General features: G+C 64.4%; 22 protein-coding genes. 14 read left to right on the top strand and 8 right to left on the bottom strand.

Annotation, left to right across the window (positions count from 1 at the left end):
• Positions 1-188: 188 nt before the first annotated feature.
• The 4 genes from RB623_RS19635 to RB623_RS19620 are packed head-to-tail and all read left to right on the top strand — an operon-like array spanning position 189 to position 3,739.
• Positions 189-467 carry a hypothetical protein gene (locus tag RB623_RS19635; RefSeq protein WP_308058632.1) on the top strand — a complete coding sequence of 93 codons (279 nt, stop codon included), beginning with the start codon at positions 189-191 and terminating at the stop codon, positions 465-467.
• Entirely contained in the window at positions 464-1,279 is an 816-nt protein-coding gene (locus RB623_RS19630) for an MBL fold metallo-hydrolase (RefSeq protein ID WP_308058631.1), read from the top strand. The genes RB623_RS19635 and RB623_RS19630 overlap by 4 nt, the downstream gene beginning before the upstream one ends.
• Before the next feature lie 55 nt (positions 1,280-1,334).
• Entirely contained in the window at positions 1,335-2,588 is a 1,254-nt protein-coding gene (locus tag RB623_RS19625; protein ID WP_308058630.1) for a F390 synthetase-related protein, read from the top strand.
• Positions 2,585-3,739, top strand: a complete 1,155-nt coding sequence (locus RB623_RS19620) for a hypothetical protein (protein WP_308058629.1) — start codon at positions 2,585-2,587, stop codon at positions 3,737-3,739. Before RB623_RS19625 ends, RB623_RS19620 begins: the two co-directional genes overlap by 4 nt.
• A 2-nt stretch (positions 3,740-3,741) precedes the next feature.
• On the opposite strand, the gene RB623_RS19615 is transcribed toward RB623_RS19620, so the two are convergent.
• The 4 genes from RB623_RS19615 to RB623_RS19600 all read right to left on the bottom strand — a co-directional run bounded on the left by RB623_RS19615 (position 3,742) and on the right by RB623_RS19600 (position 7,199).
• Positions 3,742-4,728 carry a Rieske 2Fe-2S domain-containing protein gene (locus RB623_RS19615; protein ID WP_308058628.1) on the bottom strand — a complete coding sequence of 329 codons (987 nt, stop codon included), beginning with the start codon at positions 4,726-4,728 and terminating at the stop codon, positions 3,742-3,744.
• Positions 4,725-5,834 (bottom strand): GNAT family N-acetyltransferase, encoded by a 1,110-nt coding sequence (locus tag RB623_RS19610; RefSeq protein ID WP_308058627.1) that lies wholly within the window; start codon positions 5,832-5,834, stop codon positions 4,725-4,727. The genes RB623_RS19615 and RB623_RS19610 overlap by 4 nt, the downstream gene beginning before the upstream one ends.
• An 89-nt stretch (positions 5,835-5,923) precedes the next feature.
• The gene (locus RB623_RS19605; RefSeq protein ID WP_308058626.1) at positions 5,924-6,340 is read right to left on the bottom strand and encodes a cupin domain-containing protein; all 417 of its coding nucleotides are present in this window, start codon (positions 6,338-6,340) and stop codon (positions 5,924-5,926) included.
• A 4-nt stretch (positions 6,341-6,344) separates the two neighbouring features.
• Positions 6,345-7,199 (bottom strand): phosphoenolpyruvate hydrolase family protein, encoded by an 855-nt coding sequence (locus tag RB623_RS19600; protein ID WP_308058625.1) that lies wholly within the window; start codon positions 7,197-7,199, stop codon positions 6,345-6,347.
• 52 nt (positions 7,200-7,251) lie between these two features.
• On the opposite strand from RB623_RS19600, the gene RB623_RS19595 reads away from it, so the two are divergent.
• From RB623_RS19595 to RB623_RS19565, 7 genes are all read left to right on the top strand, one after another.
• Entirely contained in the window at positions 7,252-7,878 is a 627-nt protein-coding gene (locus RB623_RS19595) for a TetR/AcrR family transcriptional regulator (RefSeq protein ID WP_308058624.1), read from the top strand.
• 361 nt (positions 7,879-8,239) lie between these two features.
• Positions 8,240-9,550 carry an extracellular solute-binding protein gene (locus tag RB623_RS19590; RefSeq protein WP_308058623.1) on the top strand — a complete coding sequence of 437 codons (1,311 nt, stop codon included), beginning with the start codon at positions 8,240-8,242 and terminating at the stop codon, positions 9,548-9,550.
• A 72-nt stretch (positions 9,551-9,622) separates the two neighbouring features.
• Positions 9,623-10,528 (top strand): sugar ABC transporter permease, encoded by a 906-nt coding sequence (locus RB623_RS19585; protein WP_308058622.1) that lies wholly within the window; start codon positions 9,623-9,625, stop codon positions 10,526-10,528.
• Position 10,529: 1 nt separating this feature from the next.
• Entirely contained in the window at positions 10,530-11,489 is a 960-nt protein-coding gene (locus RB623_RS19580) for a carbohydrate ABC transporter permease (RefSeq protein ID WP_308058621.1), read from the top strand.
• Entirely contained in the window at positions 11,486-11,689 is a 204-nt protein-coding gene (locus RB623_RS19575) for a hypothetical protein (protein ID WP_308058620.1), read from the top strand. Before RB623_RS19580 ends, RB623_RS19575 begins: the two co-directional genes overlap by 4 nt.
• Positions 11,686-12,789: an ABC transporter ATP-binding protein gene (locus RB623_RS19570; protein WP_308058619.1), complete on the top strand. Its 1,104-nt coding sequence runs from the start codon at positions 11,686-11,688 to the stop codon at positions 12,787-12,789. The genes RB623_RS19575 and RB623_RS19570 overlap by 4 nt, the downstream gene beginning before the upstream one ends.
• 175 nt (positions 12,790-12,964) lie before the next feature.
• Positions 12,965-14,047 carry an ABC transporter ATP-binding protein gene (locus RB623_RS19565; protein WP_308058618.1) on the top strand — a complete coding sequence of 361 codons (1,083 nt, stop codon included), beginning with the start codon at positions 12,965-12,967 and terminating at the stop codon, positions 14,045-14,047.
• An 84-nt stretch (positions 14,048-14,131) separates the two neighbouring features.
• Here the strand turns inward: RB623_RS19565 and RB623_RS19560 are convergent, their stop codons facing one another.
• The 4 genes from RB623_RS19560 to RB623_RS19545 all read right to left on the bottom strand — a co-directional run bounded on the left by RB623_RS19560 (position 14,132) and on the right by RB623_RS19545 (position 18,841).
• Entirely contained in the window at positions 14,132-15,142 is a 1,011-nt protein-coding gene (locus RB623_RS19560) for an ABC transporter permease (protein WP_308058642.1), read from the bottom strand.
• A 31-nt stretch (positions 15,143-15,173) separates the two neighbouring features.
• The gene (locus tag RB623_RS19555; protein WP_308058617.1) at positions 15,174-16,676 is read right to left on the bottom strand and encodes a sugar ABC transporter ATP-binding protein; all 1,503 of its coding nucleotides are present in this window, start codon (positions 16,674-16,676) and stop codon (positions 15,174-15,176) included.
• Between the two features lie 90 nt (positions 16,677-16,766).
• Positions 16,767-17,717 (bottom strand): sugar-binding protein, encoded by a 951-nt coding sequence (locus RB623_RS19550; protein ID WP_308058616.1) that lies wholly within the window; start codon positions 17,715-17,717, stop codon positions 16,767-16,769.
• A gap of 131 nt (positions 17,718-17,848) precedes the next feature.
• The gene (locus RB623_RS19545; protein WP_308058615.1) at positions 17,849-18,841 is read right to left on the bottom strand and encodes a substrate-binding domain-containing protein; all 993 of its coding nucleotides are present in this window, start codon (positions 18,839-18,841) and stop codon (positions 17,849-17,851) included.
• A 365-nt stretch (positions 18,842-19,206) separates the two neighbouring features.
• On the opposite strand from RB623_RS19545, the gene RB623_RS19540 reads away from it, so the two are divergent.
• The 3 genes from RB623_RS19540 to RB623_RS19530 are packed head-to-tail and all read left to right on the top strand — an operon-like array spanning position 19,207 to position 21,777.
• Entirely contained in the window at positions 19,207-19,947 is a 741-nt protein-coding gene (locus RB623_RS19540) for an ATP-binding cassette domain-containing protein (protein WP_308058614.1), read from the top strand.
• 25 nt (positions 19,948-19,972) lie between these two features.
• On the top strand, positions 19,973-20,971 hold the full coding sequence (locus RB623_RS19535) for an ABC transporter permease (protein ID WP_308058613.1): 999 nt from the start codon (positions 19,973-19,975) through the stop codon (positions 20,969-20,971).
• Positions 20,972-20,982: 11 nt separating this feature from the next.
• Positions 20,983-21,777, top strand: a complete 795-nt coding sequence (locus tag RB623_RS19530; RefSeq protein ID WP_308058612.1) for a FadR/GntR family transcriptional regulator — start codon at positions 20,983-20,985, stop codon at positions 21,775-21,777.
• Positions 21,778-21,957: the final 180 nt, after the last annotated feature.

The following is a 21,957-nucleotide window of genomic DNA, read 5'->3' as shown; positions in this document are numbered from 1 at the left end:
ACGCAGCGGCGTGAGACGGGCATTCTTATGAATGTTCATTCGGACCCTCCGACGAATCTGAAGCGTGGTAACTCCAGTCTCCTCGGTCAGGTCCGAATGGACAACCTTCTGAAAGCCCATAGCTAGCGCTTCACGCGCAACCCGAAGCCGGAGGCGCGATCTGCAACATTGCCGGCGAGGTTGTGCCGGTGCGGGAGATCGTCGAGCGCGCTGCGGCGCGGGCAGGCCTGACGGCGCGCTGGCGCCGCGTGCCCTGGCCTGCGACGCTGGCAGCCGCCCGGCTGGCGGAAACCATCGCCAGGCTGAAGCCCGGCCGGCCGGAACCCCGCATTACCGCCTATGCCCTTGGCCTGCTTGCCTTTACCCAGACGCTCGACACCACGGCAGCGCAAGAACACCTGGGCTTCCGGCCGGCGATCGGTTTCGACGAGGGGCTGGCGCGTACTTTTGCGGGAGGCGCGGCGTGAACGAGCCGGTCTTCGTGACCAGCGCCACGGTTCGAGCGCTGGAAAAACTTGTGCTGCGTGGCGGCCGCTGGAAGAGGATCGACATTCCGATCCGCTACGGTTTTTGGGAGCATCCGCGCCTCGGCCCTACGCTCATCGATACCGGCTATACGCCGCGCGCGACCGAGGGCGCGGATCGCGGCCTTGCCCTGAAACTTTATTCGGCGCTGCTGCGGCCGCGCCTGGCGGAACCGCTTCTGCCTCGTGCCTGGCTGCGGTCGCGGAGCGTTGATGCGGACGCGGTCAGACACATCGTGGTCACGCATTTCCATGCCGATCACATCGCAGGACTGCGGGATCTTCCGAAGGCGCGGTTCATCGCCAGTGGCAGTGCTTTCGATGCGCTCTCCTCCATGTCGCGCCGGAGCCAGGTCGACAACGCGTTCTTCCCCGAGCTTCTGCCGGAGGACTTTTGCAAACGTCTGATCCCGATCGAGGAGCTGCCGACCGTGGCGCTTCCCTTTGGTCTGGGGACGGGCTTCGATCCGTTCGGCGACGGCTCCTGCCTCGGAGTGCCGCTGCCCGGCCACGCGCTCGGCCATTTCGGGCTGCTGTGGCCGCATCTGGAAACGCCGCTTCTCTACGCCGTCGACACACAATGGCTGCTGCGGGCGATTGTCGAGGACCGCCTGCCGCGCGGTCCGGCGCGGCTGATCTACAGCGACCGCCGTGCCGCGCAGGAATCGGCGGAAAAGGTCCGCCGCTTCGCCAGCGCCGGGGGGCGGGTCGTGCTCTGCCACGATCCGGACGACCTCATGAAGACCGGCACGTGACGGTTCGCCTGGCATGAGAGGGTTCGTATCCCGCCATCTGCCGATTCTTCGGTTCGTGACGGCCTTTTTGCGCACCCGCCGCTTGTCCAGGACGCTGAAGACCCGCGCCGACGTCGAGGCCTGGCAGGCGGAGCGCATCACCGCGTGGTTGCGCGAAACCGTCGCCGCCGCGCCCTTCTATCGCGGCCGCCGGATCGAAAAACTCGACGATCTGCCGGTTGTCGACAAATCCGTGCTGATGGCCGCGTTCGAAAAGTTCAATCGTGCCGGCGTGACGCGCGAGGAAGGTTGGCGCGCCGTCGAGAGCGGCCGGCCACCGAAGGGATATTCGGTCGGCGCCAGCACCGGCACCAGCGGCAATCGCGGATTGTTCGTCATTTCGCATGCCGAGCGCTACGAATGGCTAGGCGTTATCGTCGCAAAACTCCTGCCCGGCTTTCCCCTGGAGAAGGCGCGCATCGCGCTGATCCTGCCGCTCAACACCGCCCTTTATGGCGCGGTGAACCGCACGGGCCGGCTGCGTTTAAGATTCTTCGACCTGCGCCGGGGCGTCGCAACGTTGACGCCGGAGGTCGTTGCTTTCCGTCCGGACACCATAATTGCGCCGCCGACGGTTTTGCGCTGGCTGGCCGAGCATGACCGGTCGCTGAGGCCGAAACGGCTTTTCAGCAGCGCCGAAGTGCTGGATCCGATCGACCGCGACATCGTCGAGGCGCGCTACGACATCCGGCTGCGCGAGATCTACATGGCGACCGAGGGCCTGCTCGCCACTTCCTGCGCGCACGGCACGCTGCATCTGGCCGAGGATGTCGTGCATTTCGAACTGGAGCCGGTGCCGGAAAGCGATCTCGTCTCGCCCATTGTCTCGGATTTCACCCGTGAGACACAGGCGATGGCGCGCTACCGGATGAACGACCTGCTGCGGCTGAAGAACGATGCCTGTCTGTGCGGCTCGCCGCTGCGCGCCGTGGCGGAGGTGGTTGGCCGCAGCGACGACATTTTTGTCCTGTCGCGTGCCGGCGGGGAAGGCAGCATCCCGGTCACGCCGGACGTGCTGCGCAACGCCATTTTGAATGCCGACCGGCGCATTGCCGACTTCCGCCTGGCCCAGACCGGTCGCCGCACGCTCAGCCTGACTTTGCCGAAAGACTTGCTGGCCGAAACCGTCGAGGCCGCCTGCGCGGCGCTTTCAAATCTCCTACGCAACATGGGCGCGGAGGCGCGCATCGCCGCCGTGCAGCAAGATCTGCCGCCGCCAACCGTAAAACTGCGCCGTGTCGAGCGCCGCTGGCGGGCGGAGGAAACATGACGACGGTTCTGATTACGGGCGCCCGCGCGCCGGTGGCGCTGCACTGGAGCCGCGTCCTGCACGAGGCGGGACACAAGGTCGTCCTCGCCGACAGCAATCGTTTTCCGATGTCGAGGTCCAACCGGTTCAAGGCGGCCTATCTGCGCCTGCCACCGCCGCGCGGCAATGTCGCCGCCTATGCGAAAGCCGTCGAGGCGGCCGTTCGAAAGTTCGGCTGCAATCTCGTCGTGCCCACCTGCGAGGAAGTGTTTTTTCTTGCCGCGGCGCGCGACCTGCACGGCGCGGCTATCCCGCTGTTTGCGCCGCCCTTTGGGCTACTCAAGCAGGTCCACAACAAATTCGCCTTCAGCCGCATGGCGCAGGGATTGGGCGCCGATCCACCACCCACAGCCCTGCTCAGCCGCCCGTCCGATCTCGATGCATGGGAGGCGTGCAGCGGCGATTTTGTGTTCAAGCCGGTGTGGTCGCGCTTTGCCGAGCGGGTGTTGATCCGCCCTGATTGGACGGCTCTGCAGCGCATAGTGCCGTCGCCGGACGATCCCTGGGTCGCGCAAGAATATCTGCCGGGCGAGGAACTTTGCGCATGGGCGCTGGCGCACGCCGGAAGACTGCTGGCGCTGCAGGCCTATCGTCCGCTCTATCGCGCGGGGCGGGGCGCCGCGCTGGCCTTCGAGCCGGTTGCAGTCTCGGCGATCGAAAACTTCGTTTCGGCGTTCACGGCTTCGACGCAATGGACGGGCCAGATATCGTTCGATTTCCGTCGCGATGCCGATGGCCGCCTGTCGGTGATCGAGTGCAACCCTCGCGCCACCAGCGGCCTGCACTTTTTCGGCGCGGCGGACGGACTGGCCGATGCGCTGCTTTCCGGCCGGCCGGCTCAGGCTTCGGGCACCGGGCAGATGACGCTGCCGCTGGCCATGTTCTTCTACGGCTTGCCTGATGCACTGCGGAATGGGGCGTCCCGCCGCTGGTGGCGTGATTTCCGAGCCATGGCCGACATCAGCCGCTGGCCGAAGGATCGATATCTTTTGCCGGCGCAGTTTCTGGCGCTGGCGGAGATCGGTGCGATCGCCGCGACGCGCGGCATCGGCCTGAAGGCTGCCGCCACCGCCGACATCGAATGGAACGGCGAGGCGCTCGACCCGGTGTAGCCTCAAAGCTCCATTGTCAGCGTCGCCGGCCGGTCGGCGACTTCCGGCCAGCGGCCCGAAAGAATCGCGTCGATATGCGGCCGCATAACGTCCAGCGGCCCGATCATCTGTCGGCGCTCGCCGAACAGGCGACGGTTCTCATCGGCGGCCTGCAGAATCTGCTGGTCCTGCCGCAGGGCGACGCGGAACAGCGGCTTGAACAGGGCCGCCTTGATATGGCCGAATAGTCCCCGGTCGGGCGCAGACAAAATCCCGAAGCCGTGCACCGTCTCGGTGGTTTCCTGCCGGAGATGAAAGGTGGTCGCCAGATTGATGCGCGAGCGACCCCAGAATTCCAGTTCAGCGATGCCGGGCGCGCGGAACCGGCCGACGCTGATCGTGCGATCGCCTTCGAGCAGGCGGCTGATCAGCCCTTCCTGCCTCGGCTCGCCCTCATAGCGCGCCTCCACCCAGCCGTCGCCGCCGGTCATGGTGACTTGCACCTTGTAACGCCGGCTGCTCAGCCCGCGCAGCACGCCCTTGTGGGTGAAATGCGTGTGGGTGGCGTCGAGGATGTTTTCGGCCACTTCCGCCAACGACGATCTTACCCGGCTCTCGACGATGGCCGCGACGCCTGCATGGCCGGACAGCGCCGTCGTATAGGGCTCTTCCGATAGCCTTTGCCGCGCCACGAAGATCAGTCCGTCCTTTTCGCAGGTCGCATAAGAAGGCACCAGCGCGCGTGGCATATTATCGAGCAGGCCGGGCATCGCCCGGCAGACGCCGGACCCGTCGAAACGCCAGCCGTGGTATGGGCATTCGATCGTGTCGCCGACCACCTTGCCCTGCGACAGCGGCGCGGAACGGTGCGGACATATATCGGTGAGGCAGTGCAACCCGCCGTCGGTTCTAAACAGCGCAAGGGGACGGCCGTCGACCAGCACGCGCAGCGGCCGCGCGCGCAGGCCTTTCGAAGCCGCGACAGCGATCCAGCCTTCCTGCTCGCTCAAAGTTTCAATTTCCGCATGACCGGCACGCCCACGCCGTTGAGAACGCCGCGGATAATGCCCGCCGCCGCGCGATTGCGCCATGGCAGATGACTGCTGTAGACGGCCGCGTATTCGATCGCCGGCATGCCGCCGCGGTTGCGCTTGAAGCCGGCCGCGCCGGCGCTCATGTTGAAGAGCCGGCGGTTTTCGCGCGCCCGCCGCAGCCCGATCGCCATCAGCCGGCGGTAGAGCCCGACCTCGGGGGTGATTGAGGTGTCGTAGCCGACGACCGGCGCGGTCATGACGTCCCGCTGGTCGAAGAACGTGATGACGCCGTCCAGCCTGCCCTGGCGATTGCGCAAGCCGAAGACGCGCAGCAGGCCGGTCTCGTGCATCGCGCTTAGAAATCGGGCTGAATATTGCGGGTTGAGCGGCGTGTATTTTTGTAGATAGAGCAGGCCGTAGAGTTCCTCGATCCGCTCGAAATCCTCTGGCCGAATCCCGTCCGGCCCCTCGACGCGATAGTCGGCCTGGCCCAGCAGGATCCTGTCGCGCTTCTCGTCGCGGCGCCGGCGAGGCGCGTCCGTCCGGCAGTCGAACAGGTAGATCTGGCGCGCCGGATAGAGCTTGTAGCCGGCGCGGCGGAACGCTTCGAGCGCCAGCCGGTCGCTGATCTCGTTGAGCGAGCGCCAGACGATCGCGCGGTCCGGCCAGCGCCGCAGCAGCGAGTGTGTCGCGTCGGCAATCTCACTGGCGGTGAGCGTCGGCTGGATGTTGGTCGCCAATAGCCAGTTGTTCGGCTGGATCTGGCGGTCGAAATTCGTGGCGCGCACCAGCGGCGCCGAAAGCGTGACCAGCGCCGCCATTGTCTGGCGCAGGGCGGGATTGGAGAGAGTACGAAGTTCCTCGCGGGCATAGTCGACGTAGGCCGCGCTGGGGCAGCAGACATAGCAGGTCAGCGTCGTGCCGTCGTTGACGGTGACCGGCAGCACGTATCTCCCGACGGTCAAAGTGGACACCTCGGTCGCCAGGTTACGGATCAGCCGATCCGTCGGATGCGCGCGGAACAGCCCGGCGAAAATTTCAGCGGGGCTCGCTGTGCCGGGTTCGCGGAGATCTACGTCCATGGCCGATCATGGACATGGACGTTTTGTCGATGCAATAGGTGCGCCGGCGCGGTCCATCGCGCCTGGCGCCTTGCTTGCAAGTCTCGATGTCAGCCCGCCGCCGGAACAAGCCGGAAATCCGGCAGGTCGCGTAGCGCCAGTTCCGGCCCGGCCGGCGAATAGACGACGAAAAGCTGCATCGGCGCGTCGCCTGTGTTGAGCGTCGAATGAAAACGGCTTTCGGGCACGAAGATCGTGCAGCCCGGCCCGACCTTCTGCGTGACCGGATTGCCTTGCTCGTCCTCGACCATCTGCTCGCCGTTGCCGGAAATGACAAAAATGATCTCTTCCGCGCCCGGATGGTTGTGCCGGGAATGGCCCTGGCCGGACGGCAAATCGACGACGCCGCCGGAAAAGCGTTTCGCGCCATTAACCTCCGGCGCCACCGTCAACGCCAGGCGACCCCAGTCGAAACTGAACGCCGTCACATCCTTCGGGTAGACAAAAACCTTCGATTTGTCGCTCATCGCCTCATCCCTTCCTCTTTGCCGGCTTGCCGACCTTCAACGCCTTGAAATCGGCGGTCTGCTTGGCGATGGCCGCTTCCGCCGGCAGGCGCTCCATCGAAGAGGCGCCGTAGAAGCCGTGCAGCCCCTCGACCCGCTCCAGCACGTAACGGGCGTCCTCCGGCATGGAGATCGGACCACCATGGCAGAGCAGGACAACGTCCTTGCGCACCGAACGGGCCGCGTCGGCGATGGCCTCGATCTCCTTGACGCAATCGTCGAGCGATTTGGCTGACGTGGCGCCGATGGTGCCGCCGGTGGTGACGCCCATATGCGCGACGATGATGTCCGCGCCGGCCTTGGTCATCGCCCTGGCCTCGTCGGTGTTGAAGACGTAAGGCGTGGTCAAAAGGTCGAGCTTGTGCGCCTCGCCGATCATGTCGACCTCGAGCCCAAAACCCATGCCGGTTTCTTCAAAACTCTGGCGCATGGTGCCGTCGAACAGGCCAATCGTCGGGAAATTCTGGACGCCGGAGAAGCCGATGTCTTTCAGTTCGGCCAGAAAGCGCGGCATGATGACGAACGGATCGGTGCCGTTTACGCCCGCCAGTACCGGCGTCCTCTTCACGACCGGCAGCACCTCGACCGCCATTTCCTTCACGATCTCGTTGGCGTTGCCGTAGGCGAGCAGACCGGCGGCCGAGCCGCGGCCCGCCATGCGGTAACGGCCGGAATTGTAGATGATGATCAGGTCGATGCCGCCTGCTTCCTCCGACTTGGCCGACAGACCGGTGCCCGCACCGCCGCCGACGATCGGCACGCGGTCGGCGATCATCTTTCTGAATTTCTCCAGGATTCTTTTGCGCGGGATGGCCGGCATTTTTCCCTCATACGACTGTTGTAATTTTTTGAGACGAGCGTATCATATTGACATGGATGTCTCACGTCAATCGAGCGTCGAGGAGACCGAGCGTGGCCCGAGGGCGCGGACGCGCCGGCTGATGTTGGAGACGGCGAGCCGGCTGATGCAGTCGGGCGTGACGCCGTCGGTGACCGAGGCGGCGGAAGCCGCCGGCGTGTCGCGCGCCACGGCCTATCGTTATTTTCCGAGCCAAGCCGCGCTGGTGCAGGCGGTGGTGGATGAGGGGCTAGGGCCGATCCTCACCTGGAAGTCGGATGCAAAGAGCGCCGAAAAGCGCGTAGACGAGCTGATCGGCACCTCGCTGCCGCGCATCGAGGTCTATGAGGCGACGTTCAAGGCTGCGCTGAAGCTGTCGCTCGACCAGTGGGCGCGCCGCCGGGCCGGCACGCTCGGCGACGAGCCGCGCTTCACCCGCGGCCACCGTATCGAACTTTTGAAGGACGCCATCGCACCGCTCAGTGATACGCTGCCGAAGGCGCAGTTCAACAGGTTGGCACAGGCGCTGTCGCTGGTGTTCGGCGTGGAAGCGCTTATCGTGCTGAAGGACATTTGGGGCTTGGACGGAGACGAGACGCAAGCGGTGGCGCGTTGGGCCGCCGCCGCGCTGGTGCGGGCAGCATCGGTCGCGGAATTGTGAGGAAAACGCGAGAGCAGCGGCCAATCTGGTTCTACCAGATGGTCAGACTGATTGATAAGCCAGATATACGCTGACTTGCGAGTTCTGACATAATCACGTCATAGACGAACGCATATGAATGAAAACGAACATTTTTCGCGTGAAGGTCAGGGATTCAATGGTTTCAGGCCGCCAAGAAAGGCCTTGACGGAGAACTCTGGTTGGTAATACCAGATTGGAAGGAGGAACAGCACCGGCCATCGGCCGTGACGTTCGAAAACCGGCCGGGGAGGGTCGGCCCCGCGAAGCGGCGGCGAAAAGGCAAACGGACCGGAGGATCGTCCAAGGGTCCGCGAATGTGTGCACAAGGGAGGAACTTGCAATGCGGAAGACATTGACCGGCATCCTTGCCGGTATCGGATTGTCGCTCGCCAGCGGAACGTCGGCGTTCGCGCAGGAGCTGACGATCTTCTGGGCGGAATGGGATCCGGCGAACTATCTTCAGGAACTGGTGAACGAGTATGAGAAGGAGACAGGCGTCAAGGTCACCGTCGAGACGACGCCGTGGTCGGACTTCCAGACCAAGGCCTTCACCGAATTCAACGCCAAGGGCTCGGCCTACGACATGGTCGTCGGCGACTCGCAATGGATCGGCGCGGCCTCCGAGGCCGGCCACTATGTCGACCTGACCGACTTCTTCGCCAAGCACAAGCTTGCCGAGACCATGGCGCCGGCCACGGTGAAATATTACGCCGAATATCCGGCCGCTTCCGGCAAATACTGGTCGGTTCCTGCGGAAGGCGACGCGGTCGGCTGGTCCTATCGCAAGGACTGGTTCGAGGACCCCAAGGAGATGGAGGCGTTCAAGGCCAAATATGGCTACGATCTCGCGGCGCCGAAGGATTTCAAGCAGTTGCGCGACATCGCCGAGTTCTTCCACCGTCCGGATGAGAAGCGCTACGGCATCGCCATCTACACCGACAATTCCTATGACGCGCTGGTGATGGGCGTCGAGAACGCGATCTTCTCCTGGGGCGGCGAGCTCGGCGACTACGCCACCTACAAGGTCGACGGCATTATCAATTCGGAGAAGAACATCCAGGCGCTGGAAGCCTACAAGGAACTCTACAGCTTCACGCCTCCGGGTTGGGCCAAGGCCTTCTTCATCGAGGACAACCAGGCGATCACCGAGAACCTGGCCGCGATGAGCATGAACTACTTCGCCTTCTTCCCGGCGCTGGTCAACGAATCGTCCAACCCCAACGCCAAGGGCACCGGCTTCTTCGCCAACCCGGCCGGACCCAGCGGCGACCAGTTTGCGGCGCTCGGCGGCCAGGGCATCTCGATCGTGAACTACTCTGAAAACAAGGAGGAGGCCTTCAAGTTCCTCGAGTGGTTCGTCAAGGACGAGACGCAGAAGAAGTGGGCCGAGCTTGGCGGCTACACCGCCAACAAGGCGGTTCTCGAAAGCGCCGAGTTCCAGAACGCCACGCCCTACAACAAGGCCTTCTACGACACGATGTTCAAGGTGAAGGATTTTTGGGCGACGCCGGAATATGCCGAACTGCTGATCCAGATGAACCAGCGCGTCTATCCCTACATCACCGGCGACCAGGGCACCGCCAAGGAAGCCCTCGACAATCTCGCCGCCGACTGGAACGCGACCTTCAAGAAGTACAACCGGATCAAGTAAGCCGACTAATAAAAGCTGGAGAGGGCGCGGCCCGCCCTCTCCTTTTCTTTTGAAAGCGAAGGAAATCCGGATTTGGCTACCGCCGTCATGACCCGGCTCGATCCGAGCACGCGCGCCGCCGCCCATGGCTGGAGCGACCTCACCATCCGCAATCTTTTCATCATCCCGACGATCCTGTTCCTGATCGTCTTCAACATCTTCCCGCTGATCTATTCGCTGGGCTACTCCTTCACCGATTTCCGCGCCTCCACCAACGCGCCGGCGAATTTCGTCGGCCTGCAGAATTATCGCGAGTTGCTCAACGACGACTTCATCTGGAGGAATTTCGCGATCACCGCCCAATACGTCATCGTCTCGGTGACCGGCCAGGTGCTGGTCGGTTTCGGCATGGCGATGCTGCTCAACCGCGACATCCCGCTGAAGGGCTTGCTGACGACGCTGCTGCTGTTGCCGATGATGCTGTCCATGGCGGTGGTCGGCCTGTTCTGGAAGCTGCTCTACGACCCGTCCTTCGGCATCATCAACTACGCGCTCGGCCTGGGCACTTTCGAATGGCTGTCCAACCCCAACATGGCGCTCTACGCGGTGGCGCTGACCGACATCTGGATGTGGTCGCCCTTCGTCATGCTCTTGTCGCTCGCCGGCCTCTCGGCCGTACCGAAGCATCTCTACGAGGCGGCGGCGATCGACCGCGCCGGGCCGCTCTACACCTTCTTCCGCATCACGCTTCCTCTGGTCGCGCCGATCCTGATGATCGCCATCATCTTCCGCACCATGGAGGCGTTCAAGACCTTCGACCTCGCCTATATCCTCACCAGCCAGCCGACCACCGAGGTGATCTCCATCCGCCTCTACAAGATGGCGTTCCAGGAATGGCAGACGGGGCGCTCCTGCGCGCTCGCCTACATTGTGCTGATCATGGTGCTCGCCATCACCAACATCTACGTGAAATATCTGAACAAGGTGAAGGAGCGCTGAGATGGCGGCCGTACGCACATCTTCCGAAGTCGCGCTCAACCGCGTCGCCATCGTCGCCGTGCTTCTGATCACCCTGATCTTCCTGGCGCCGATCTACTGGATCGCCTCGACGGCCTTCAAGCCGCGCAACCTCGCCACCACGATCCCGCCGACGGTGCTGTTCCAGCCGGAGATATCGCCCTTCGTCAAGCTGTTCACGAAACGCTCGCAGTTGCGCACCCCGCCGACGCCGGAAGAATATGCGGCCGCGCCCTGGTGGGAGCGCCTGGTCTTCGACGGCGGCGAGAAGGTGGTGCGCGACGGCAAGGGCAATGTGCAGCCGTCTGGCTATCCCAGCCGCTTCATGAACTCGCTGATCGTGGCGATCACCTCGACGATCCTGGCGGTCGGCATGGGCACCTTCACCGCCTACGGCTTTTCCCGCTTCAGGATAAAGGGCGAGGCGGACCTGCTGTTCTTCATCCTGTCGACACGCATGCTGCCGCCGGTCGTGGTGGCGATCCCGATGTTCCTGATGTACCGGGCGGTTGGCCTCAACGACACCCATTGGGGTCTGATCATTCTCTACACCGCCTTCAACCTGTCCTTCTCGGTCTGGCTGATGAAGGGGTTCATCGACGAGATCCCGAAGGAATACGAGGAGGCGGCCCTCGTTGACGGCTACACGCGCATGCAGGCCTTCTTCAAGGTCGTGCTGCCGGAGGCGGCGACCGGCATCGCCGCCACCGCCGTGTTCTGCTTCATCACGGCGTGGAACGAATACGCCTTCGCGCTGATCATGACCAACCGCCGCGCCCAGACCGCGCCGCCCTTCATCCCCAGCCAGGTCGGTTCCGGCCTGCCGGACTGGACGGTGATTGCCGCCGGCACGGTGCTGTTCCTGCTGCCGGTCGCGATCTTCACCTTCCTGCTCCGCAACCATCTGCTGCGCGGCATGTCCTTCGGAGCGATCCGCAAATGATCCGCAGCGCAACGCTCCAGAGAATCGCCGAGATCGTGATGGTGCTGGGCATCGTCGCGCTCTGTCAGCCGTGGAACTTCTTTCTCCATCGCTACGGCCTGACAATCATCATCGCCGGGCTGCTGACGTTCATGTTCACCGGCTGGTTCGGGTCAAAGGACGAGCCAGCCGCGCCGACGCAAAAAGAAGGTCACTCATGACCCAGATCGAGCTTCGCGGATTGCAAAAATTCTTCGGCGCCGTCCAGGTCATCAAGGACCTGAATCTCAAGATCGAAGACAACGAATTCATCGTGCTGCTCGGCCAGTCCGGCTGCGGCAAGACCACGACGCTGCGCGCCATCGCCGGCTTGGAGACCATCGACGAGGGCGACATCCTCATCGACGGCCAGCCGGTGCAGCATCTCAAATGCTCGGACCGCGACATCGCCATGGTGTTCCAGTCCTTCTCGCTCTACCCGCACATGACGGTCTACGAGAACATCGCCTTCCCGCTCCGGGCGACGCGCATGAGCAAGGCGCAAGTCGACCAGGAAGTGCGCGGGATCGCAAAGATCCTGCGCATCACCGACCTGCTCGCCAAAAAACCCTCGGCGCTGTCGGGCGGCGACATGCAGCGCGTGGCGATCGGGCGGGCGCTGGTGCGACGGCCCAAGGCCATGCTGATGGACGAGCCAATCGGCGCGCTCGACGCGAAACTGCGCGAGGAGATGCGCGCCGAGATCAAGCGGCTGCATGTCAAGCAGGGCTCGACGACCATCTATGTCACCCACGACCAGATCGAGGCTATGGCGCTCGCCGACCGCATCGTCATCATGCACGAGGGCGTGCTGCAGCAGGTCGGCAGCCCGGATGAGGTCTACCGGTATCCGTCGAACCTTTTCGTCGCGCAGTTCGTCGGGAGCCCGGTGATGAACGTCGCCAATGCCGCGGTCGCTGAGGACAAGGCCGGCGCCTCGGTTACGGTGCAGGGCGCGCCGCAAGGTTTTGCGTTCCCACGCGAACTGCTGTCCAAGCTCAATGGCAAGGCGGCGTCCAGTGCACTGTCACTCGGCATAAGGCCGGAAGGCGTGCTCGTGCAGCACGAGGCGGCCGACGGCTTCCTGCCGGTCGAGGCGCACATTATCGAGCCGCTGGGCTCCTACGACATCGTCGACCTGAAGGTAGGCGACCAGATGCTGCGCGCCCGCACCCGCGCAGGCTACGTTGCCAGGGCGGGTGCCCGCGTCTTTGCCCGGATCGACCCCAGTCACGCGCATTTCTTCGATGCCGGCGGCCAGTCTCTGGGGGTGCGGCTGTGAGGGTATGGTGCCTCTTACCCTCCCCCTTGTGGGGAGGGTCGATCCGCGCAGCGGATCGGGGTGGGGGTCTTTACAGTACCGGTCTCGTCCTTACCCCCACCCCGTCGCAATTGTTTCGCGGTGCTCAACAATCTCGCCGACCCTCCCCACAAGGGGGAGGGTAAGGAGCGCTCTAATGGCCCACATCCAACTCAAAAAGATCACCAAAAAATTCGGCAGCCATACCGCGCTTGCCGGACTTGACCTGGAAATCCAGGACGGCGAATTCTTCGTTCTGTTGGGCGAGACAGGCGCCGGCAAGACGACAACGCTGCGTCTCATCGCTGGGCTGGAAAAGCCGACCGAGGGAAAAATCTTCATCGACGGCGCCGATGTCGGGGACTGGGGCGCGGCAGAGCGCGACGTCGCGCTGGTGCTGCAGCAATATTCGCTCTACCCGCGCTACACGGTGCGCGAAAACCTGGAATTTCCGCTGAAGTCGAAAATCCGCCGCGTCGAGCCGGCCGAAATCAAGGAACGCGTCGAACGCGTGGCGAAGACGCTGCGCATCGAGCATCTTTTGGAGCGCAAGACAGACCGGCTCTCCGGCGGCGAGATGCAGCGCGTCTCGATCGGCAGGGCGATCGTCAGAAAGCCTCGCGTCTTCCTCATGGACGAGCCGCTGTCGGCGCTCGATGCAAAACTGCGCGAGGCGCTGCGCACCGAACTGAAGAATTTGCAGATGAATCTCGGCGCAACCTTCCTGTTCGTCACCCACGACCAGATCGAGGCGATGTCGATGGGCGACAAGATCGGTGTGCTCAACCATGGCCATCTGGTGCAGACAGGCACGCCCAACGAGATCTACAACAACCCAAAAAACACCTTCGTCGCGCGCGCCGTCGGCTCGCCGCCGATGAACTTGGTCGACGGCCGGCTTGTCTCCGGCCGCGCGGTGGTTTCGCCGCAGAGTTTCGAGCTGCCTTACGACGGCCTTGCCCCGGCTGCCTCCGCCGACGGCCGGCCACTCACCTTCGGCGTCCGGCCGGAAGACATCGTGCTCGAAAGCGGCGCGCCGGTTTCCGCCACAGTGCATGACGTCGAGAACCACGGCGTCGAGAAGATCGTGACCCTGCGCGTCGGCGACACTTTTTTGCACGCCACCGCGCCGGCGCGTGCCGATCTTGCCATGGAGCAGACGGTCAAATTTGGCTGGAATCCGAAAAAGGTCGCGCTGTTCGACAAGGCGAGCGGGATGAGTTTGCGACACATGGCCTGACGGCGACGGATCCACGCGTCCTGGCAAAAATTCCGGCGGCGCTTGCTCCGACGGAATGGACCGGACCTCGCAGCAGCCGGCCTGCTATCCGCGATTCGCGCCCGCCGCCTGCACCGCGGCTTCCGCGCCGCGACTTGCCCGCCTGGTGGCGCCCGCGATCCGACGCCGTGAAAACTCCTGGTCGGCGAGCACGCCGATGAGGATCACCGATCCCATCACCGCGAAGTTCAGCGAACTCGGGATGCCGAGCAGGTTGACGAGATTTTGCAGCACCTGCAGCAGGACGGTGCCCAGCACCACGCCGAGGATCGACCCCTCGCCGCCGCGCAGCGAACAGCCGCCGAGCACGGCCGCGGCGATCGCGTAGAGCTCGTAGAAATTGCCGTGCGAGGCCGGCGAGATCGAGCGCGTGTACATGGCGATGAAGATCGCGGCCACCGCGGTGAGACCGCAGCAGATGACGTAGGCGGCGATAATGATGCGGCTGGTGTGGATGCCGCTGTAACGCGCCGCCTCTTCGTTCTTGCCCACCGCGTAGAGATAGCGCCCGAAAACCGAGCGATGCAGCACGACCGCCATCACGATGGTAATGATGGCGAAGGCGATCAGGCTGTGCGGCACGCCGTAGAACCGGCCGGCGGTCAGCCATTCCAACGTCGGAAAGCTCGCGCCGAACGGAAAACCGGCGGTCGCCTCGTCGGTGTAGTAGCGCGCCACGCCGCGATAGATCAGCAGGCCGCACAGCGTGACGACGAACGGCTGCAGCCCGACCTTGGCGATCAGGAAGCCGTGGACGAAGCCGATCAGGCAGCCGATCAGCACGACGATGACGATGCCGACGCCGGAATTGACGGTACCGTTGGCGATCAGGTCGATGAAGATGACGCCGAGCAGCGCGATGATCGAGCCTACCGAGAGCTCGATGCCGCCGGAGATGATGACGAAGGCCTGCGCCACCGCGAAGATGCCGAACAGCCCGATCAGATTGGCGGTGTTGGACAGGTTGATCGGCGACAGGAAGCGCGGGTTGATGATGGCGACGACCGCGCCCACCACCAAGATGAGCACGAGCAGCCACAGATCCTTGCGGTTGATCATAGCGCCGCCCACCCTTCGGTCCCGTGCATCAGTTCGTCCTCCCCACGGCGAGCGACAGGATGTTCTGCTCGCTCAGTTGGCTGCGTTCCAGGAAGCCGGAGATCCGGCCCTCATGCATGACGGCGACGCGATCGCTGACGCCGATCACCTCTTCCATGTCGCTGGAGATCATCAATATGCCGGCGCCGTTGTCAGAAAGATCGCGCATCAGCCGGTAGATCTCGCCCTTGGCGCCGACGTCGATGCCGCGTGTCGGCTCGTCGAAGATCAGAACGCGCGGCGCCATCGACAGCCATTTGGCAAGCACGACCTTCTGCTGGTTGCCGCCCGACAGCGACCCCGCCTTCACCGCGGTGCTGGCGCAGCGTATGTCCAGCTTGCCGCGCTGGTCCGTGGCGGCGGCTTCCTCCGCGGCTGCATCGATCATGCCGAGCCGCGCGCAGGCGGCGAGATTGGCCAGTGTGACGTTGTCGCGCACCGGAAAATCGAGGATCAGGCCGGAGCGCTTGCGATCCTCGGGCACGAGGTAGACGCCGCTGTCGATCGCCTGGCGCGGCGAGGCGAGCGCCGCCGGCACGCCGCCGATGCGGATTTCGCCGCCGACCAGCGCGTCGAGGCCGAACACCGCCCGCGCCAGCTCGGTGCGGCCGGAGCCGACGAGGCCGGCGAGGCCGAGAATTTCGCCGCGCCGGATGGAAAGCGTGATCGTCTGCTCGGGACGGTGGCTCGTCCGCACGTCGCGGAGTTCGACGATCGGCTCGCCGGGCGGCGCGGCGGGCGGACGGTAGAGCGTCTTCAGCTCGCGCCCGATCATGTGCCGGATCATCGTGGCGGGCGTGATCGCCGCGCCTTCCAGTTCGGCCACCGTCCTGCCGTCGCGCAGCACGACCACCCGGTCGGCGATATGCTCGACCTCGGCCAGCCGGTGCGAAATGAAGATGGTGCTGACGCCGTCCGCCTTGAGCCGCCGCACCACCGACAGCAGGCGTTCGGTCTCGGAGGCGGTGAGGCTGGAGGTCGGCTCGTCCATGATGACCAGCCTCGCTTGCAGCGACAGCGCCTTGGCGATCTCGACCAGTTGCATTTGCGCCAGCGACAGGCTGGCGACACTTGCCTCCGGCCCGAAGTCGGCGCCGAGCTGCTTGAGCAGTGGCGCGGCCTGCCGGTTCAGCGCAGCCTGGTCGATCAGCCTGAGCGGCCCGCCGCGCAGCGGCTCGCGGCCGATAAAAATGTTGGCGGCGACCGAAAGATTATCGAAGAGGTTGAGTTCCTGATGCACGAAGGCGATGCCGGCGCGCATCGAGCGGTTGACCGACAGCCGGTCGGCCCTCTCGCCGTCGATGTCGATCGCCCCACCGCTCGGCTCGACCACGCCGCCGAGGATTTTCATCAGCGTGGACTTGCCGGCGCCATTCTCGCCGACCAGCCCGATCACCTCGCCCGGCGCGACGGCGAGACTGACGCCGTCCAGGGCCCGGACGCCGGGATACTGCTTGCTGATGCCCGTCATGGTCAGGAAAGGCACGGCCATAGGCGGATCATGCTGCGATCGAGGGTCGAGGACAAGGACTGCGAGGCAGGCCGGCAGGGAGAAAGTCGCCGGCCTGCCCGTTCCGAGGCATCAGCCGCCGATGCGCGCCTTCAGCTCGGCCTCGAAAGTGTCGACATTGGACTTGTCGATCATCTTGGTGGGCACGATGATCAGCTTGTTCTCCGGCACGACCGACTTGTCGCCCTCGAGATACTTGGCCATCAGTTTCATGCCCTGGAGGCCCCACTCATAGGGATCCTGCACGACGGTGCCGGCGATGGTGCCCTCACGAACGCCGCCCAGCGTGATCGGATCCTCGTCGAAGGCGACGATGATGACCTGGCCGAGCTTGCCGGATTCCTTCAGCACCTCGTAAATGCGCGGCGGATTGTAGGAATAGAAGCCGACCATGCAGTTGATGTCGGGATTGGCGGCGAGCGCGTCCTCGACATTGCGCTTGGCGCGGGTCTGGTCGATGTCGTCGCCGCGCACGTCGATCAGTTCGACCTTCGAGCCGGCGATGACGCTCTTCATGCCCTCGATGCGCTCGCGCGCGTTGTCGGCGCCGGGCAGGCCAACGAAGCCGATGCACTTGCCGCCATCGGGCAGCGCCTTCAGCGCGATCTCGCCCGCCTGCTTGCCGGCGTCGGTGTTGGACGAGCCGATATAGGCGATGCGGTTGGTGTCGGGGGCATCCGAGTCGGTGGTGAAAAGCGGCACCTGGGCACCGACCTTGTTCAGCGCATCGGTCGAGGACTTTGGATCGACGGCGCTGACCATGATGGCCGACACGCCGGCGGCGACCAGGTCGTCCATCAGCCGCTGCTGCACGGCGGCGGCGGCCTGCTCGGGATATTTGAACTGCAGGTCGTAGTTGGGCAGTTCCTCCTGCGCCTTCTTCACGCCGGCCTCGGCCAGCTTCCAAAAGTCGGATGCGCCGTTGACGACGAAGGCAAGCGCCTTCTTGTCCTGCGCCGCGGCGCCCGAGACCGCCAACGCGGTGCCGACGAGCAGTGCTAGGGTTGCGATGCGTAGCTTCATGTCCTGTCTCCTCCCATTTGTTCAGGGTCTGGCTTCGATGTGTCCGGGCCTCGGGGCCTGCCCAGGCACGGACTGCTCTTGGCAAACGACACGGCTCCGGTTTCTCCCATGTCCGAAGCCGGGCCGGAGCCTCACTTGGCGATGCAGGTTTCTGCCGTCTCCTGCGTGCATTCGTCGAGGCCGGTGTAGATGATCGGCTCGACCGGCTTGCCGTCGATCAGGTCGATCATCACCGTCGGCGCGCGGTAGCCCATCTCGAAGGGCCGCTGGCCAACCTGGACATGGCTGCGTCCGGCCTTCAGCGCTTCCATCTGTGGCGGCAGCGTGTCGCCCGCGACGATCGCCAGCGTCTTGGACTTCAACTTGTCCATCACCTGGTCGGTGACCTGCACATAGGCCTGCGGTGCGAACTGCGCCCAGCCGCCGATCAGCATGAACGCGGTGAGGTCGGGGTTGGCCGTGAAGGTATCGGCCATCTGCTGGTTGGCGAGGTCCGACTGGTCGTTGGTGAAGACCGGGCAACCGTCCATCTCCTTCCAGCCGCCTTGCCCGGTCAGCCGCTCGATGCCCTTCTCGCCCGACAGAGTGTCGCGCGTGCCGGCGGCGCGCTGGTTGATGTTGTCGGCTGCGACGTTGCCGAGTTGCAGGCAGACGGTGCCGCCCTCGGGCTTCAGCTTCTTGAGGTGCTCGGCGAACTTGACCCCCATCAGGTAGTTGTCGGTGCCGAGATAGGTCTTGCGTAGCGACGCGTCGTCCTTGCTGAGGTCGGCGTCGATGGTCATCACCGGGATCTTCGGCGCCTTCTCGCGCAGCAGCTTGGCCATCAGCGGCGCGTTGGACGGCGAGATCGCGATCGCCTTGACGTCCGGACGGTTGAGCAGGTCCTCGACGATCTGCACCTCGCCGGCCTCGTCCGCACTGGAGGCGGGACCGGTGTAAAGGCACTTGTAGCCGCTGGCTGCGTTCTCGCCGTTCCATTTCTGGCAGCCCAGATTGATCTGCTCGAAGAACGGATTGTCGAGGCCTTTGACCACGATGGCGAGCGTCTTGTCCTCGGCGAAGGCGGAACCGGCGAGCGCGGCAAAAGCGGCGCCGGCAAGAAGAATCGTGTTCAGTCTTTTCATCGGTACTCCTCCCTTGTTTGACGCGGTTGCCGGCGACCTCCTTCGCCGGCACTTCAGCCCGGATGCCAGACCCTCCCTGGTTCGCTCGGCGGGCGATGGCAGGCCCGGGCGGAATCGACAAGCCGTCCCGGATTGCAGGACAGGTATCGGCCAGACGCGGCTTTGGCGGGCGCGACCGGCGCCCGGTCCATATTGCCTGTTACTCCCCCCGCAGGCGCGCGCATCTCATCCTCCGGAGCCAAGCTTAAGCGCAGGTCAGACGAGCCGTCAAGATATTGTCAGACAAATCTGATAATCAGTTTTATCATTCTATTGACGATTGACGGATTTCGCCGCCTAATGCGGCCGGAAGTCGGGAGGACGGCATGTCGGCGCTGAGGCTTGAAGGCGTCTCGAAGCATTTCGGAGCGATTCACGCGCTCAATGACGTGTCGATGGCGCTGGCGCCGGGCGAAGTCGTCGGCCTGATGGGCGACAATGGTGCCGGCAAGTCGACGCTGGTGAAGATCATCGCCGGCAACTACCACCCGACGCATGGAAAGATCTTCATCAAGGAGCGCGAGACGACTTTCCACAAGCCGGTGGAGGCCCGGCAGCACGGCATCGAGATCGTCTACCAGGACCTCGCACTGTGCGACAATCTGAGCGCGGCGGTGAACGTCTTTCTCGGCCGTGAGCTGACCCGCAGCATCGGCCCGCTGAAGATCCTGGATTATTCGGCGATGAATGCCGCCGCCGCCCGCCTTTTCAAGGAATTGCGTTCGGAGACACGGCCGAAGGATTTCGTCCGCTCGATGTCGGGCGGCCAGCGGCAGGCCGTCGCCATCGCGCGTACCCGGTTGAGCGCCGCCGACATCGTGCTGATGGACGAGCCGACCGCCGCGATCTCCGTGCGGCAGGTGGCGGAAGTGCTCAATCTCATCCGCGAGTTGAAGAAACACGGCATCGCGGTGATCCTCATCAGCCACCGCATGCCGGACGTCTTTGCGGTCGCCGACCGCATCATCGTGCTCAGGCGTGGCACCAAGGTCGCCGACAAGCAGGTCTCCACAACCTCGCCGCAGGAAATCACCGGCCTCATCACCGGCGCCATCGAACATGCCTGAACAAGTGAGATTCGAGAGCCTGCCAATGGCAACCAGCATCGACGACGCGATCGAACGGCAGACCCACACAAGGCTGGGCAGGATCGTCGGGCAGCAGGCATTCTGGGTGTTCGTGGCGGCGATGCTTGCGTGCCTGGCGCTCAGCCTGCTCACCGACACCTTCGCGACGCCACAGAACCTCTTCAACGTGACGCGCAATTTCGCCTTCGTCGGCATCATGGCGCTCGGCATGACGGTGGTGATCATTTCCGGCGGCATCGACCTGTCGGTCGGCTCGGTGCTCTGCCTCTCGGCGATGGTGCTGGCGATCACCATGCATGCGGGTTACCCGCTCTGGCTCGGCTGCGCCGCGGCGATCGCCGCCTCGCTTGTCGTCGGCTTCATCAATGGCGTGCTGATCGCCTATGTCAGGATCCCGTCCTTCGTAGTCACGCTCGGCATGCTGTCGGTCGCCCGCAGCGCCGCGATGGTGCTCTCCCAGAACAAGATGATCTTCCAGTTCGGGCCAGACGAAAAACTGCTGTTCTGGCTGGGCGGCGGCTCGACCTTCGGCATCGCGCATCCGGTGATCATCCTGGTGGTGCTCGCCATCGTCACCGGACTGATGCTCAAATGGACCCGCTGGGGCTGCCATGTCTTTGCCATCGGCAGCAACGAGAAGGCGGCGGTGCTGACCGGCATCGGCGTGCGCCGGCTGAAGGTCAGCGTCTTCATGTTTTCCTCGCTGATGGCGGGGATCGCCGGCGTGCTCGAGGCCGGCTGGCTCGGCGGAGTGACCACCAATCTCGGCCAGTCGATGGAACTCAGCGTGATCGCCGCGACCGTCATCGGCGGCGCCAACCTGATGGGCGGCGCCGGCACGGTTTTCGGATCGGTCGTCGGCGCCGCGCTGATCGAGGTTATCCGCAACAGTTTGACGCTTCTCGGCATCAGCACCTTTTGGCAGGGCATGTTCGTTGGTAGCTTCATCGTGCTTGCGGTGGCGTTCGATCGGATTCGGGCCAGTCGCGACTCGGAGAACTGAGGGCGGGCGAGATGGCGGAAGACCGGCGAGGCCGCGCGGCCGGCACGGAAGCGGCAGCGGAAGCGCCGGTCGCGGATGTCCGCGCGGACGAAGCGCGCCTGCGCGGCTTCCGCATTTCAGGCGCCAGCGTACATGCCGCTCTCGCCAACGAGATCGGCCAGCGCATCGTGCGCGGCGACTATCCGCCCGGCACGACGCTGCCCAACGAGCAGAAATGGTCGCAGACCTTCGATGTCAGCCGCTCCGCCGTGCGCGAGGCCATCAAGATGCTGATGGCGAAAAACCTGCTCGTGTCGCGGCCCAAGGTGGGGAGCCGGGTGGAACCGCGCGACCGCTGGAACCTGCTCGACCGCGACGTGCTCGGCTGGTACGCCTCCGCCCCCGACCGGCTGAAATTCCTTCGGACCGTGCAAGAATTCCGCTATATCATCGAACCGGAGGCCACCGCGCTGGCGGCGACCAGACGCTCGGAAGAGCAGATGGCGGAAATCACCCAGGCCTGCACCGAGATGGGCACGGCCCGTTTCCTGTCCGAGCGGACGGAGGCGGACACGCGCTTCCACGTCGCCATCCTGCGTGCTTCCGGCAACGAATTGCTGGTGCCGCTGGGCGTGTTGATCGAATCCACTCTCGACAACCTCTTCGGCTTCATCACCCGCGAGGTGAACGACCTCAAATATGCCCAGGAACTGCACGAGGACATCGAGAAATGCATTCGCCTGCAGCGCCCGGAGGCGGCGCGCAAGGCAGTGCGGCGGCTGCTGGCGAACACCGACGAGATCATCGGCCGCGCAGCCTCCCGATAGCCTGACGTCGTTCGATGCTCTCCGGGTCCTTCGCGTAACTGTCGCTGCGGGGATGCGGCAGGACATCGGCGTCGCCGTCGACCCGCGGGCCAGATCCCGTCCATCCAATGGCCACCCGCAGGACATGTCCGCAGGCGGTCGTTGATCGCATTCCTGGCGTTGTCGCGCAGGTTCTCGACG

Source organism: Mesorhizobium sp. LHD-90 (assembly GCF_030929505.1).
GTDB lineage: Bacteria > Pseudomonadota > Alphaproteobacteria > Rhizobiales > Rhizobiaceae > Kumtagia.
The sequence above is the reverse complement of the archived record's forward strand: the minus strand, read 5'-3'. Positions and strand labels throughout refer to the sequence as shown.

What these genes read in the sequence shown, in the direction of transcription:
- RB623_RS19580 (WP_308058621.1), top strand. Translation starts at nt 10,530, where the DNA reads ATGGCGGCCGTACGCACATCTTCCGAAGTCGCGCTCAACCGCGTCGCC.
- RB623_RS19530 (WP_308058612.1), top strand. Translation starts at nt 20,983, where the DNA reads ATGGCGGAAGACCGGCGAGGCCGCGCGGCCGGCACGGAAGCGGCAGCG.
- RB623_RS19595 (WP_308058624.1), top strand. Translation starts at nt 7,252, where the DNA reads ATGGATGTCTCACGTCAATCGAGCGTCGAGGAGACCGAGCGTGGCCCG.
- RB623_RS19545 (WP_308058615.1), bottom strand. Translation starts at nt 18,841, where the DNA reads ATGAAAAGACTGAACACGATTCTTCTTGCCGGCGCCGCTTTTGCCGCG.
- RB623_RS19620 (WP_308058629.1), top strand. Translation starts at nt 2,585, where the DNA reads ATGACGACGGTTCTGATTACGGGCGCCCGCGCGCCGGTGGCGCTGCAC.
- RB623_RS19535 (WP_308058613.1), top strand. Translation starts at nt 19,973, where the DNA reads ATGGCAACCAGCATCGACGACGCGATCGAACGGCAGACCCACACAAGG.
- RB623_RS19565 (WP_308058618.1), top strand. Translation starts at nt 12,965, where the DNA reads ATGGCCCACATCCAACTCAAAAAGATCACCAAAAAATTCGGCAGCCAT.
- RB623_RS19550 (WP_308058616.1), bottom strand. Translation starts at nt 17,717, where the DNA reads ATGAAGCTACGCATCGCAACCCTAGCACTGCTCGTCGGCACCGCGTTG.
- RB623_RS19590 (WP_308058623.1), top strand. Translation starts at nt 8,240, where the DNA reads ATGCGGAAGACATTGACCGGCATCCTTGCCGGTATCGGATTGTCGCTC.
- RB623_RS19555 (WP_308058617.1), bottom strand. Translation starts at nt 16,676, where the DNA reads ATGGCCGTGCCTTTCCTGACCATGACGGGCATCAGCAAGCAGTATCCC.
- RB623_RS19570 (WP_308058619.1), top strand. Translation starts at nt 11,686, where the DNA reads ATGACCCAGATCGAGCTTCGCGGATTGCAAAAATTCTTCGGCGCCGTC.
- RB623_RS19540 (WP_308058614.1), top strand. Translation starts at nt 19,207, where the DNA reads ATGTCGGCGCTGAGGCTTGAAGGCGTCTCGAAGCATTTCGGAGCGATT.
- RB623_RS19575 (WP_308058620.1), top strand. Translation starts at nt 11,486, where the DNA reads ATGATCCGCAGCGCAACGCTCCAGAGAATCGCCGAGATCGTGATGGTG.
- RB623_RS19610 (WP_308058627.1), bottom strand. Translation starts at nt 5,834, where the DNA reads ATGGACGTAGATCTCCGCGAACCCGGCACAGCGAGCCCCGCTGAAATT.
- RB623_RS19600 (WP_308058625.1), bottom strand. Translation starts at nt 7,199, where the DNA reads ATGCCGGCCATCCCGCGCAAAAGAATCCTGGAGAAATTCAGAAAGATG.
- RB623_RS19605 (WP_308058626.1), bottom strand. Translation starts at nt 6,340, where the DNA reads ATGAGCGACAAATCGAAGGTTTTTGTCTACCCGAAGGATGTGACGGCG.